The 13,547-nt window shown below is 41.8% G+C and carries 12 protein-coding genes; 5 read left to right on the plus strand and 7 right to left on the minus strand.

What is annotated here, in order from left to right:
- Nucleotides 1-54: 54 nt before the first annotated feature.
- A complete protein-coding gene (locus P5674_RS06305; RefSeq protein ID WP_006620212.1) occupies nucleotides 55-408 on the plus strand; it encodes a hypothetical protein in 354 nt (117 codons plus the stop codon).
- 3 nt (nucleotides 409-411) lie between these two features.
- A complete protein-coding gene (locus P5674_RS06310) occupies nucleotides 412-867 on the plus strand; it encodes a type II toxin-antitoxin system VapC family toxin (RefSeq protein ID WP_006620213.1) in 456 nt (151 codons plus the stop codon).
- Nucleotides 868-1,142: 275 nt separating this feature from the next.
- Here the strand turns inward: P5674_RS06310 and P5674_RS06315 are convergent, their stop codons facing one another.
- The gene (locus tag P5674_RS06315) at nucleotides 1,143-1,886 is read right to left on the minus strand and encodes a glycerophosphodiester phosphodiesterase (RefSeq protein ID WP_006620214.1); all 744 of its coding nucleotides are present in this window, start codon (nucleotides 1,884-1,886) and stop codon (nucleotides 1,143-1,145) included.
- Nucleotides 1,887-1,903: 17 nt separating this feature from the next.
- Nucleotides 1,904-2,746 carry an alpha/beta fold hydrolase gene (locus P5674_RS06320; protein ID WP_006620215.1) on the minus strand — a complete coding sequence of 281 codons (843 nt, stop codon included), beginning with the start codon at nucleotides 2,744-2,746 and terminating at the stop codon, nucleotides 1,904-1,906.
- Nucleotides 2,747-2,938: 192 nt separating this feature from the next.
- On the opposite strand from P5674_RS06320, the gene P5674_RS06325 reads away from it, so the two are divergent.
- The 3 genes from P5674_RS06325 (at nucleotide 2,939) to P5674_RS06335 (ending at nucleotide 7,351) form a co-directional block, all read left to right on the plus strand.
- Nucleotides 2,939-4,399 carry a RecQ family ATP-dependent DNA helicase gene (locus P5674_RS06325; RefSeq protein ID WP_035737916.1) on the plus strand — a complete coding sequence of 487 codons (1,461 nt, stop codon included), beginning with the start codon at nucleotides 2,939-2,941 and terminating at the stop codon, nucleotides 4,397-4,399.
- 67 nt (nucleotides 4,400-4,466) lie between these two features.
- The gene (locus P5674_RS06330; protein ID WP_006620217.1) at nucleotides 4,467-5,162 is read left to right on the plus strand and encodes a type IV pilin-like G/H family protein; all 696 of its coding nucleotides are present in this window, start codon (nucleotides 4,467-4,469) and stop codon (nucleotides 5,160-5,162) included.
- 131 nt (nucleotides 5,163-5,293) lie between these two features.
- Nucleotides 5,294-7,351 carry a prolyl oligopeptidase family serine peptidase gene (locus tag P5674_RS06335; RefSeq protein WP_006620218.1) on the plus strand — a complete coding sequence of 686 codons (2,058 nt, stop codon included), beginning with the start codon at nucleotides 5,294-5,296 and terminating at the stop codon, nucleotides 7,349-7,351.
- Between the two features lie 23 nt (nucleotides 7,352-7,374).
- Here P5674_RS06335 and P5674_RS06340 read toward each other — a convergent pair whose 3' ends face one another.
- Genes P5674_RS06340 through P5674_RS06360 form a run of 5 tightly spaced genes read right to left on the minus strand, consistent with a single transcriptional unit; the run spans nucleotide 7,375 to nucleotide 13,487 of the window.
- A complete protein-coding gene (locus P5674_RS06340) occupies nucleotides 7,375-7,854 on the minus strand; it encodes a nucleotide exchange factor GrpE (RefSeq protein ID WP_286167394.1) in 480 nt (159 codons plus the stop codon).
- A gap of 1 nt (nucleotide 7,855) precedes the next feature.
- Complete coding sequence (locus P5674_RS06345) at nucleotides 7,856-8,227, minus strand: molecular chaperone DnaJ (RefSeq protein ID WP_006620220.1); 372 nt, start codon at nucleotides 8,225-8,227, stop codon at nucleotides 7,856-7,858.
- 3 nt (nucleotides 8,228-8,230) lie between these two features.
- Complete coding sequence (locus P5674_RS06350) at nucleotides 8,231-10,744, minus strand: tetratricopeptide repeat protein (protein WP_006620221.1); 2,514 nt, start codon at nucleotides 10,742-10,744, stop codon at nucleotides 8,231-8,233.
- Nucleotides 10,741-11,277, minus strand: a complete 537-nt coding sequence (locus P5674_RS06355) for a LysM peptidoglycan-binding domain-containing protein (RefSeq protein ID WP_006620222.1) — start codon at nucleotides 11,275-11,277, stop codon at nucleotides 10,741-10,743. Before P5674_RS06355 ends, P5674_RS06350 begins: the two co-directional genes overlap by 4 nt.
- Nucleotides 11,274-13,487 (minus strand): Hsp70 family protein, encoded by a 2,214-nt coding sequence (locus P5674_RS06360; protein ID WP_006620223.1) that lies wholly within the window; start codon nucleotides 13,485-13,487, stop codon nucleotides 11,274-11,276. Before P5674_RS06360 ends, P5674_RS06355 begins: the two co-directional genes overlap by 4 nt.
- Between the last annotated feature and the right edge of the window lie 60 nt (nucleotides 13,488-13,547).

A 13,547-nucleotide genomic window follows, 5' to 3' on the forward strand; every position in this document is an offset into this window, starting at 1 on the left:
CGTTGCTATAATGGTTAAATATCGACCATACTCAAACCAACGGAGAAATTTTTTATGGATACTCAGAAAATTATCAACAATCCTGAATCGAATCGGGAAGCTCATCAGGTTTCGATTCAACAACAATTCCATCAAGAAATTGAACAAACCCCCGATGAAATCTTAGCGATCGCTTTAGAATTTCTACTATTTCTGAAGTCTCGCGCCTCGGATTCATCAACGGAAAAAACAACAAAGGACGCATCAGAAACATCTAACAAAGTGCCTCAATTACCTTATCGTCAAGGGTCGGGAAAATCTCTAGTAGATTACCAAGGAGAATGGGTAGGAGATGATTTTGAAGAATGTCTGCAACTGGTTTTTGATAGCCGTAGCCAGGTCAATTTATCCAACCATCAGCCATTTTAAAGTATGTATTTACTAGACACGAATCATTGTAGTTATCTAATCAGAAAAGAAGCGACCGTATGGGAAAAGGCGCTGGCGATCGGTACAGAAAACTTGGCAACTTGTGTGATTGTTCAGGGGGAACTTATTTTTATGGCTGAAAAGTCTGCACAAAATACACAAAACTTAGCTAATGTCAATAATTTTCTACAATACTTGCGGATTTATCTGACTGATGAAACGACAGCGGTTATTTATGGGCAAATTAAAGCAGCGGTATTCGAGCAGTTTGCTCCGAAAGAAAAAAGCCAAAGACGAAAAACTAAAATTACAGATATTGGTTTTGATGATAATGACCTATGGATTGCTTCAATTGCATGGCAACACAATCTGATTTTAGTTTCAGCAGATAGTGACTTTCAACGAATCCAAAGGGTGCGCGATTTGACTGTGGAAAGTTGGTACAGACCAACTAACTAAACTTCAGGCGATCGCCTGCTCTATGTGGTCGGCTTAACCCTACTAAAATCGACCATTAGGCGGCTAAAATAAGACGCTGTAAATAGGGAATTATGACCAGTATATTTACCTCAAAAACTGCCCAAATGATGATGGGGGAATGACCAAGCTATAACTTACCTGATGCCCTTTTTTGGTGAGGCTACTTAGTCAAAATAACCTCATCCCAACTTGGCTTATATCTGATGGAATAAGTTGGGCGTAGCCAGCACAGATTATCCACAGTGAAAACCTAACTAATTCGTGATATTTTTGATAAGATTATCACCAATCAAAGAGTTAGTGATTATCCGGTCAATTCCTACATCTACTAATCTCTCAAATTCGTTAATATTGTCTACCGTCCAGACTACTATATCAACTCCTTTATCGCGAGTTTCCTTGATGATACTAGGTTGGTCTAATATCACTTGATATTGACTACTCAAAATTGCATTACCAGCGGCTTGGGCTTTGCTAATTTGCTCCGGTAGTTGGGACTCATTTACTACAAAATATCCCAGTTTTATTTGGGGTTCTGACTGGCGACATTGCCATAGTAAATCTTCATCAAAGGATGTTAAAATAGTGCGATCGCCTAAATTAGCTTCCCGGATGAGACCCAGAAGGGTTTTGATTTCTATATCCGACCATATAGCATGGGGTTTAATATCAAAATACAGCCATCCCTTAATCAATTTTAGGGCTGCTAAGGCCTCCTCTAAGGTGGGGATACGTTCTCCCCTATAAGACTCCCCAAACCACGCCCCAGCGTCTAATTCTTTCAGTTCGGAAATTGTTTTTTCGCGGATAGTTCCGGCGGTTCCAGTAATCCGATTTAGGCTTTTGTCATGAAAAACCACAGGGACACTATCGGCGGTAATCTGTACATCAAATTCTATGGAATTTGCTTGGTTGTAAATGGCGGCAAGTAAGGCGTTTAAGGTATTTTCCGGGGCGATACTAGAAAATCCTCGATGGGCAATTATTTCTACACTCAAGGTGATATCCTCATGGTCTAATTGTGCTGGTTTAAAAATTCGGAAATGGTTTGATTGAAAGATTCTGATGCGACTAAAAACGGCCAGTGATTCCCCGGCACTTGTTGAATAGTTAGATTGGTGAGATACTTTTGATAGGGTTTTAATTGCCATTCCATACGATTAACTCCCTTTTCCGGTTGGACTAGCAGGGTCGGTATGGCGATCGCTTCTGTTAATCCTGGAATTTTCATCACTTCTAAAAAGATTTCATTACGGGCGGTAATGCTAAACTTACTCCCCCATTTGCCATCAGGTTTTGCTTCCATGGCGGCGGCAAAAACTTGTTGTTGCTGAGGACTCCAACCCGAAAACTGTCTGAGTTGTTTAGCCTGGTTTTCAGCGGCGGTGAAACTCTCAAAAGGTCCTAGACATTTTAACGAGTCTAATTTACGATAAACTATGGGAAGGGTTAATTTGAGAAACCCAGGCATTTTAGTGATGAAAATAGGATCGACTAAAATCATACAGCGGAAACGTTCTGGGTGTTTTTTGGCCCAAATAGGTAGTAATTTACCCGTCCAAGAATGACCTAAAATGTGGGCGTTTGACCAGTGATGGTGATCCATTAACTCTTCTAGGTCGGCGATCGCCTCATCGAATGTATAACCGTGATCGGGTTTGTCGCTGTCTCCGTGACCTCTCATGTCGGGGGCGATAATATGATAGCGATCGCCCAGATATTCTGCTAAACTTGTCCAAACTAGGGCATGATCGGCTAGTCCATGTAGAAGCAACAACGGCTGTTGACCGTTAGGGTTCCACTCTAAATAGGAAAGTTTCAGGGTTTTTAATTCTAGGGTTTGGCGAGTCGGTGACATAGCAGAAATCACAAATTTTGATTAAGGATTGGGAATTGCCCCTACTGGTGAACAAGATTAATGGTAATCTTAAATGAAATCATCAATTTTGGCAACTAGGCTGACTGCCTAATCTGGGACTGATAATTTGTCGATGATCTAAAATTGACGACAGTTTGGTTATATTTTCGCGCTTTACCCCTAATCACAGCCATGATTCCACCTTCTGAAACCACCACAACTGAACAAGTAAAAAACGCCCTAAAACGTTTTTGGGGTTATGATGATTTTCGCCCCCCTCAGCAGGAAATTGTTGAGGCTATTATCAGGGGTCAAGATGCCTTGATTGTTCTGCCCACTGGAGGCGGTAAATCTATCTGTTTTCAACTGCCAGCGTTATTAAAAAATGGCTTAACCATAATAGTTTCGCCGCTGGTAGCCTTGATGGAAAATCAGGTAAAAGAATTACACGATCGCCATTTAAGTGCCGGTATTATTCATAGTCAAATGTCCCCCAGGCAACGGCGGCACACTTTGCATCAATTGGAAACAAACAGCCTGCGATTGCTCTATTTATCACCGGAAACTTTATTAAGTAAGCCGGTGTGGAATTTAATCAATAAACCCCAGGTTTCTATTAATGGTTTGATTTTAGATGAATGTCACTGTTTAGTTCAATGGGGCGATACATTTAGACCTGATTATCGCCGTTTAGGGGCGGTGCGTCCCACTTTATTAAAACATAAACCACCAGGTAGCAAAATAGCGATCGCTGCCTTTACCGCTACCGCTGATCCCACGGCCCAAAACACTATTAAAACGGTGTTACAGTTACAAGATCCTCAAGAATTTTTACTGAGTCCATATCGAGATAATTTACACCTTAAAATTCGCCGAGTTTTTACTCCCATGGGACGGCGAAAATGCTTGCTAAGTTTGATGAAACAACATCAAAAGCAAACCGGTTTGATTTATGTTCGCACCCGTCGAGATAGTCAAGAATTGACAGCCTGGCTGGAGAAATTTGGCTATAAAACTGCCCCTTATCATGCTGGATTATCGGCGGAAAAAAGGCGCAAAATTGAATCTCAATGGTTAGAAGGCAAGCTGCAATTTGTGGTGTGTACTTCTGCTTTTGGGATGGGAATTAACAAGCCCAATGTCCGGTGGGTGGTTCAGTTTCAACCACCCCTATTACTATCAGAATATATCCAAGAAGTAGGAAGGGCTGGACGAGACGGAAAACCAGCAGAAGCCTTGACTATTCTCTGTGAACCGACGGGCTGGCTGTATCCTGAAGATAGACAAAGGCTGTCGTTTTTACAAGATAATTTTCGCCAACAAATGATGGCCGCTAAACCCTTGATTAAAAAACTTCCCCAAAAAGGCAATTTAGAAACAGTGATCAGTCGTTTTCCCGACAGTGCGATCGCCTTGTCTCTTTTGCATTCTCAGGGAAAATTAGAGTGGGTTGATTTGTTTAATTATCAAATTAAAGATACATCACTATCTTTAACTGAAAATTCTAACACAGTTGCGATTCGCCAAATGACTCGCTATTTTGCTACCCGTGACTGTCGCTGGAAATTTATACTAGAGGCGTTTGGCTTTGGGACAGAAGCACAATCATTTCGCTGTGGTCATTGTGACAACTGCGATCGCCATGGGTCTTAAATTAGTGGCGATCGTCAATCTATTAATGCTATAATTGAAGTTGACACTGTTACCCCAATTTTATGCCATGATTAAAAGTTGGATTAAACGGCATCCTAAGCGCATCTATTTTTCATTTTTTGCCTTGGTCTTCCTAATTAGTTGTTTGGGAATAATAGCTGCGATATGGTCCTCATTGATCGAGAGACGAGATAGAAAAAATGAAAAAGTCGCCAGAGAAGTCTTAACCGACTTACTGCAAAACCAAAGCCAACAGCTTTTTCATTACAATCGATTCACCGACAATTTAGATGCTTTATATCGCACAACATCTGAGGGTAGACCTGGGTATAACTTTGCGATTAATGTTAATGAAAACCTGGTTTTAATTGATGCTATACCTACCAATTCACGTCTGCCTAATTTTGCTGGTGCTGTATTTATTATTCCTGGAGATAACCTCATACAAACAGTGGCGGGAATGTGTAAAAGTCAGGATAAATTATCAGCGCCGATTCAATTATCACGGGGTAACTCTCCCGTGGTTGAATGTCCTGATGATTCCGAGTTAATCATTTCTTTGGCTAGTGCTTTATTGGCAGTTACTGATGAAAATGTTACTCAAAATTTCGGAGGAGTTTGTCTAGTAGATCATTCATCTAATCAGTTGCGTAAACCGCCCAGATCAGATGCGATCGCCCCTCCCAAAACCGGGGAAAACAGAATCCAATGTCCGGCCGGTTCTTCTCTCAAAAAATCTTGGGTGATTCCCGTTAGTCAATAGCCCAGTAACTCAGTATCTTATGCAGTAGATGATGGCTCCAGCATCTCACATATTGTTGTGCCCAAAAGTTGCCTATACCGAAAAGAGAAATGATAGGTTAAACTAGAATATTGTTGTCAAATTCATTAATTATGTCTGCTCTCAATCAACCCCTGATTTATCCTCATACCCGCCAAAGTGATCAAGTAGACGAATATCATGGCATCCAAGTCACTGACCCCTATCGGTGGTTAGAAGATCTGGACTCTGACGAAACCAAGGCTTGGGTAACAGCCCAAAATCAGGTAACATTTGATTACCTCTCCACCATTCCCAGCCGCCAAAAATTAAGCGATCGCTTGACCAAATTATGGAATTATGAAAGATATAGCATCCCCTTTCGACAAGGGAAACGCTATTTTTACTTTAAAAACGACGGCTTACAAAACCAAAGTGTTCTCTATGTAATTGACTCATGGGAAGGCGAACCCAGACTTTTATTAGACCCTAACCAACTATCAGAAGATGGAACCGTTGCCTTATCAGGAATTTCCATTAGTGAAGATGGCAATTTAATCGCCTATGGTCTTTCCGCATCAGGTTCCGACTGGCAAGAATGGAAAGTGATGGATATTAACACCGGAAAACCACTCCAAGATCATCTCAAGTGGATTAAATTTTCCGGTGCATCTTGGACTCACGACCATCAAGGATTCTTTTATAGTCGCTATGATGAACCCAACGAAGAAACTCAATTCGAGGATATTAACTATTACCAAAAACTGTTTTATCATCGCCTAGGAACCCCTCAATCAGAAGATGTTTTAATTTACCAACGTCCTGACCAAAAAGAATGGGGTTTCAATGGATTTGTCACCGAAGATGGTCAATATCTGATTATTTCGGTATGGCAAGGAACCGACCCCAAAAACCTCGTCTTTTATCAGGATTTAACCAAACCTGATAGCCCAGTCGTCGAATTAATATCCGAATTTGAAGCAGAATATAGCTTCATTAATAACCAAGGAGAAATATTTTGGTTTAGGACAGATTTAGATGCCCCAATGGGTCGAGTTATAGCCATTGATATTAACACCGGAAATAGCCATCAAATCATCCCAGAAGCCATAGAAACCCTGGAAGGAGTCAGCACCCTAAATAATCAGTTTGTTGCCCTGTACCTCAAAGATGCCCATTCCCAGGTGAATATTTTTAACCTAGATGGAACTGTAGTCCGGGAAGTAGAGTTGCCGGGTATTGGTTCAGTGGGGGGATTTGATGGTAAACGAGACGACACAGAAACCTTTTATTCCTTTACCAGTTTTACGACTCCTCCCACCATTTATAAGTATAATATAGTCACAGGAGAAAGTCAACTTTATCGACAGCCAACTGTCGATTTTAACCCCGAAGATTACCAGACAAATCAGGTTTTTTATAGCAGTCCTGATGGTACAATGGTTCCCATGTTTATCACCCATAAAAAGGGCTTAAAACTCGACGGGAATAATCCCACAATGCTGTATGGATATGGTGGTTTTGGCATCTCCTTAACCCCTAATTTTTCGGTAAGTCGTTTAGTTTGGATGGAAATGGGAGGTGTGTATGCTGTGGCTAACCTGCGGGGGGGTGGCGAGTATGGTCAACAATGGCATCAAGCCGGGATGAAACTGAAAAAACAAAATGTTTTTGATGACTTTATAGCAGCGGCTGAATGGTTAATTCACCACAATTATACCCAGGTAAATAAACTAGCTATATCCGGTGGTAGTAATGGCGGTTTATTAGTGGGTGCTTGTATTACCCAACGCCCAGAATTGTTTGGGGCGGCACTACCAGCAGTGGCGGTAATGGATATGTTACGCTTCCATAAGTTTACCATTGGCTGGGCTTGGACTTCTGAATATGGTTCCCCTGAAAATCAGGAAGAATTCCAAGTTCTTTATAGTTATTCTCCCCTGCATAATTTACAGCCAGGAACAGCCTATCCTGCTACTTTAATCACCACGGGAGACCATGACGATCGCGTAGTTCCCGCCCACAGTTTTAAGTTTATCTCAGCCTTACAAGCCGCCCACAGTGGCGACAACCCCGTGTTAATTCGGATTGAAACTAAAGCCGGACATGGGGCGGGAAAACCGATGGCTAAAATCATCGAAGAAATTGCCGATCAGTTTGCTTTTTTAGTGCGAGTTTTAGACATTAATTAAAATTCCCACTTAACCCGCCAGTATTATTCGGACTTGGAAACAATCACTTCCACCGGACGCAAAAGGCGATCGCCATATTGAAATCCCCGCCGGACAATTTTGGTGATCGTTTCATTTTCCAGGTCGCCATTAACTTCGCGATCGATAATTTTACACACCTCAAAATCTGGTTTTTTCCCCTGAAAATCAATAGTTATAACCTCTCGTTTTTCTAGGGTATTGAGTAGTTTCTTCTGAATGGTAGCGATTAACTGGGGAAAACGGGCGATCGCTTTTGGATCTGGTTCTGGGTTATTGTGCAAATATTCAATCAAAAAATCCAGAGAATCGACCACTTCTAAAAATTCCAAAAATAGCGTTTCTAGCCGTGCATTTTCCTCCTGTTCTTTCTCCATTAATTCCTGTTGCATTAAAGTTTTTTCTTTAAAAAGCTGACCGATAATTGTTTGGAGTTCGTCACGAAATTTGGCAGTAATTTCCAGTTTGTTTGAATCATTCATCATCTTAAATACTTAAAAATTCAATAAACATTTTTTGCCCCAATTGTTGAGCCACCTCGCCCGATTTGTCCGCGCCAATAGCTGACGAGAGATCATCAAATTCGGAAATCATCTCGAAAACCGGAATCGGTTTTTCAAGTTCCGAGAAATCCTGTCGCTTCAACCGCTGAATGGGTGGTAAAACCGGATGCAAATAATCAGCAATTAAACGTTCTTTTTCATCCATCAAGGCTTTTCTAGCCCTAGCGATTAAATCGGGGGAGTATTTTTTCCGCTTCATTGCCATCGCAAAAGCCTTAGTAATTTCGGCTTTTGATGCCGAAGGAGAAACCTCTAAAACCTGATAAGGGTTAGGATTCGATAGTTGATTTGACATAATTTAATAAATTCCACATTGACGATAAATATCCACAAATTCGGGGTCATTGGGGCAAATTTGATGGGCGCAACTGGCGAATTTTCTTGCTGTTTCCGCATTCATTTGACCTTCATTAACTGCCGCAATTAAAATTTCTATTAACATAGCAGCAATATGTCGCTTCACTTTCTGATTATGGCAGTTTTTGGCACGTCGGACGGCATTATCTAGATCATATTTCATCAAACCAATAATTTCATTAACCTCAATCTCAAATTCTAAGGCTTCAATGACATAAATTAAACGGGGATTTCTACTATCGGTTTTTTGCAGTTCTCGAAGTTGAGATAAAGCGCGACTTTTATCAATTTTATTATGCTGCATATTTTCGACAATTTCTTGAATACGAGATTCAACCCAATAGCTACAAGATGCTTCAGTTCCCAATAGTTGATACCAAAAATCACTAAAAGCCAGATGCTCTGATAAACTGTTTAACTCCTGACGCTGAGACTCACATAAGCGCTCAAGTTCTTGATGCCATTCTGGGTGCGATCGCCATTCATTTTTGAGAGCATTTAAAGCCGACACTGACTCTCGCCACCGTTGCTTTTGCAGATAGTGCCGTCCTTCCGAGTAGGCTAGAAATTTTTGGGCAAAATATTCCCTTGGTTGAGAATAATTAAATTGGTAACTCCGAGACGGTTTAAGTTGCATAGCCCGTTCTCCATCTCCGTCAAATGCCGCCGCCACAGCCGCACCCCAGGACGTATAAAGAGCCGGTAAAATATTGCTTTCTGTCGATACAGAATTCGAGGTTTGAGGAATATTAATACTGCCCAATTGATGCTGGTAGCGATGGTAACATCCCGGTAATAAAATTAGGTGATTAATTTGGGCGGCTTGATGGGGGAATTTTTTAACTAATTTCAGGGCGATCGCATCCAGACGAAATTGATCTCGCAGTTTCATATACTCCGCTAAGTTCTCATCTTTTAAACTATCAATTTCCCGTTCTAGGGTAGCCATCAAATGACTAAAAATTTCCTCAATATTAATGGAACTTTTCGGCAGCCAAGGAATATTGTGTAAAGCTGGATCGCCCGCCAAATTCGCTAAAGCCGTTGTAGAAGAAACCACCCAATCCCGGCGCGTGTTGCTGTTAATTTGAGCATTATAATAGGTAGCGATCGCCCAATTATGCAGAGATTTAAAATCTGGGTTTTTCAACCAAACTTGTTCCGTAATTTGGACAATTTTTTGCCAATCTTGACCCTCCCAAATTTGAGCTTCTAGGCGCGGTAAAATATGGTTATGGAGATTAGCCTCAACCACCGAATCTGAGCCGTAAGTATGTAAAAATTGACGGCTCATAGCACCAGCATTGTCTAGGTTATTATTATCAATCAACTGTTGAATAGACCACATCAATTTTAAGCGATCGCGCCCCCTTAATGTGCGGACAATTTCCAATTGACTTTTAACTTGGGGATGGGATAGCGATCGCCATTCCACTTCAGCCTGTTGAAAATCACCCTGTTGGACGTAAGCAAAACCACGCAGATATTTAATTTTTTCTCCTGAATGTCCCTGCAAATATGCGATCGCCTGTTGCCAATTCCCTGTTTTTAGGGAAACAATTGCCAAGCGAATTGGGGCTTCTGTTAATTCCGGGAGTAACTGATATGATTTTTGGTAAAATGATATAGCCTGTCCTAAATTTCCCGACTGTTCCGCCCAAAGTCCCTGACCATAATATTCTTTTCCTTGCATCACCCGGTTTAGTGTCGCCCGCAATGTTTTACCATCGTCGCGCTCGAACTTATTTAAGGCTAAATTAATCACATTTAGGGCGGACTGAAATTCACCATTTTTCCCTAAATTTACCGCTTTTTCTAAAGCTGCTTCATACTGAATTTGTCCCTGAAGATATCCTGAACAATCGGCGATCGCCTCTTCCAGCAGTGGAATTTTAAATAATGTTTGGGCTCGCTCAAAACTCAGTTTCCCTCTTTTATAATCTTTTTGTTGGCAATATTTTTGACCTTCTTTAAATAAACTCCTAAATTGATTGTATTTCATCATTTTGTGTTCACAGCGAGCGATCGCTTTATTGACAATATCTAGTTCAAGAATTGTTCGACATTTTTTATATGTTAACAAAGCCTTTGATAAATTCGTCGTATCCAGCGGATCGCCAGCATCAGATTTTTCTAAATTCTGAGCTGAAACTATCATGCTTTTAGCAAATTTTATATTCCTTTTCCACCTATTCATCTCCAACTTAAAATCAGTTAACAAATCGCCCATCAATAGCTGTCGCAGTTTTTTCTCAACGAAAGCCGGCGAATTTGACCATTTGCTAATAGTAGATTGACCCTTTTTGGTAGCTTCAATTAGCTTATTTTTGGCAGCAAGTTTTTGGGCGGTTTTGATTTCCTGCTTAGTCACAGAAACCTTCTGACAGAAATCAACAATTTCTACCTTAAACAGTGCGTATGTCAGAGTATCAACCCAATTAATAATTGCATTCATAGGCAGTATTCTGGTAAGTTTTGGATAAAAATAACTTCCCCAACTTCGATCTTATTTTCTCTACCTTTTAAATTCGGGTTCATTTCGATTAATTCAGGCCAGCGCGACCCCTCCCCATAAAACTTGCGCGCAATTCTCGACAGGGAATCCCCCCGTTGAACCGAGTAATAAAATCCCCCACAGGATGACGATTCTCGGCTATTTTTATCGATTTTCTGTTTATTCAGCCAGGGCATAAATCCCGCTGTTTCGACCAATTCTGTGGTCGCTATCGAGGCGGTTTCCACCGGCAATTGACGGCTGATAAATCCTCCCAAAGCAATTCCCAACAGTAAAATCATCACGCCCATTAACAACAATAACTGTCGGATATTTTGAGGTGATTTAGGGGCAGCAATAACCGCAGCCTCAACCGCCACTTGGGGGAGTTCTTGCAGTTGGCGAATTAGGGTGAGATCCGTTTCACAGTTGGGGCAAATATTACCCTCAATTTCCGGGCGATCGCACACCGGACAGGTGAGTTTAATCGTCATCGTGTCAATCCTGTAGCAATAGTTCCTGTGGGTAATTCCCGATCTAAATAGGGAATAATCTCAGCCTGAAGTTCTTGCAGCAGGCTATTAGCTTGGCTGCCATTTCCTTGCTGTAATGCGTTCAACAATTGATTAAATTTGACATCCATACCTCCCGCGTGACTGGGGTTAATATGGTGAATGCGGGCGATTTCCTCCCGAATTGCCAGGACCAGTTTAACGCTATCGGGAAAGTTATCAAACTCTCGTTTGCTATCTTCTATTAATTTTTGCAAGCTGGAAATATTCTTGGTATTTAGGGCTTGTTGCAGTTGAGCAACTAAATTCCGCAACCGATATTTTTGATCTTCATGGATTAGCTGATCGCACACTTCCAGCGCCAATTCAAATCGCAGTATGAAAATCTTGGCAATATCTAACTCATCATTAGCAAATTCTTCTAATTCCTTGAGTTTAGTTTCAGCTTGGTTAAGGCGATCGCGCTGGACTTGACCATTATAATAAATTTGGTTAGCCGATCGCACCACTTCCCCCGCGATTTCATTAGCACGTTTTACCCCAATTTCCGTTAAGTTACCCGCCGCATTCAGTTGTTTAATTCGTTCCTCAACCTGGCGAGAAATCTCCTCATTAACTCCCCCCCGCGAGAATGAACAACTAACTTTAACCTGGGGATTATTTTTCAGGGCAGCCGTCATTTGGAGCGAGTTATTTTCCTCGTCAAGTTCCACCGTCACTAAAATTTCCGTACCTTTTGGATAGGGGCGATCCAGGGCTAACCACATATCCCCGATCCGCTCATCTTGAGATCGGCGATCGAGTTCTTGGCGGACGCGATCCGGGCTAAAAAATTTAAAGTGAATTAGGGATTGTCCGTCCGCTTCAGTTTTAAAAGTATGGAACTTTTGCACCGGAAGAATATCGCCCTGGCTAATGATTACAAATCGCGGCTCATCCACCAATTCGATGCAATAATCACGGGAAACAGTCGTGACTTTTTCCGTCAGTCCCGCCGCCACGATCGCCGCCCCTTCCGCCACCGCATACATGGGGCGATCGTGAACTACAACTTGATGTTGAGGGAAGGCTTGGCGGATTTTTTGTTGGACGATCGGCACCTGAGCCGAACCGCCCACCAACAGAATGGCATCGATTTGATCGAGGGGATAATCTGAATATTTAATCGCATCCTGAGCAATTTTTACTGAGCGATCGATTAACGGTTCGATGCGTTTTTCAAACTCTTGGCGAGTGATGGTAACTTGAATCGGAATTGCCATTCCCATGTCATCAATTAAAGGTGTCGCGGTAATGATTTCCGCTGCTCCTTGGGTGCTGAGTTGAATTTTCGCCTGTTCCGTCTTTATTTTCAATTCCGCCAGTAGCCGCACTCGTTGATAATGCGGCATTTTTTGAATTAAGCGATCGACATTATCCAGCTTTTCAATCCGGGCGATTTCCTGTTTGACAAATTCCACAATACAGTTATCAAAATCGTCCCCACCTAACCACAAATCCCCCGCTTTTGCCGACTCAATAAATTGATTGCCAACCGAAGTAATAATCGAACAGTCTAAAGTCCCCCCACCAAAGTCATAAACCAAGATCGTACTCACCTCATCCGACCCCGGACGATAACCGTAAGAAATAGCTGCTGCTGTTGGTTCTGGGAGGAGTTCCCGCAGTTTTAATCCGGCTTTTTGGGCGGCGATTTCCGTGGCGTATCGCTGCTTATCATTGAAATAGGCGGGAACCGTAATTACAGCTTCCGTAATCTGGCTAGTTTGCCCCGATCGCTGCTGATAATTTTGGGCATTTACCACTACTTTTTTAACGATTTCGGCGGAGATATCTTCCGGTAGATATTCCCGTCCACCTAACCAAACCGATAGGCTATTTTCCGTCCCTTGGCTCGATTGAGTAATCTTATAATTGAAGCGAGATAATTGTTCTTGCACCACCGGATCATTAAAGCCTCGTCCGATTAATCGCTTGATGGAAATTATCACATTTTCCGTGTCTCCATCTCCCAGTTGCCGATAGGCTTGTTCTCCCACGATTAAACCATTGCGATCAGCCGCTACCACTGACCGGGTTAATTTGCGATCAGGTGGGGAGTTATCCGCCGCCGTAACTACTTGTACCTCAGCTAACTTGAAGCCAGCCACTGAGTTGGTAGTTCCCAAATCGATCCCAACTATATTTCCCATGATTAATTTAACCTTGATTATTTATACTTTAATTGTCTTCCGCTATTTTGGCAAGTTTTA

This window comes from Limnospira sp. PMC 289.06 (assembly GCF_032350395.1).
Taxonomy (GTDB): Bacteria; Cyanobacteriota; Cyanobacteriia; order Cyanobacteriales; family Microcoleaceae; genus Limnospira; species Limnospira platensis.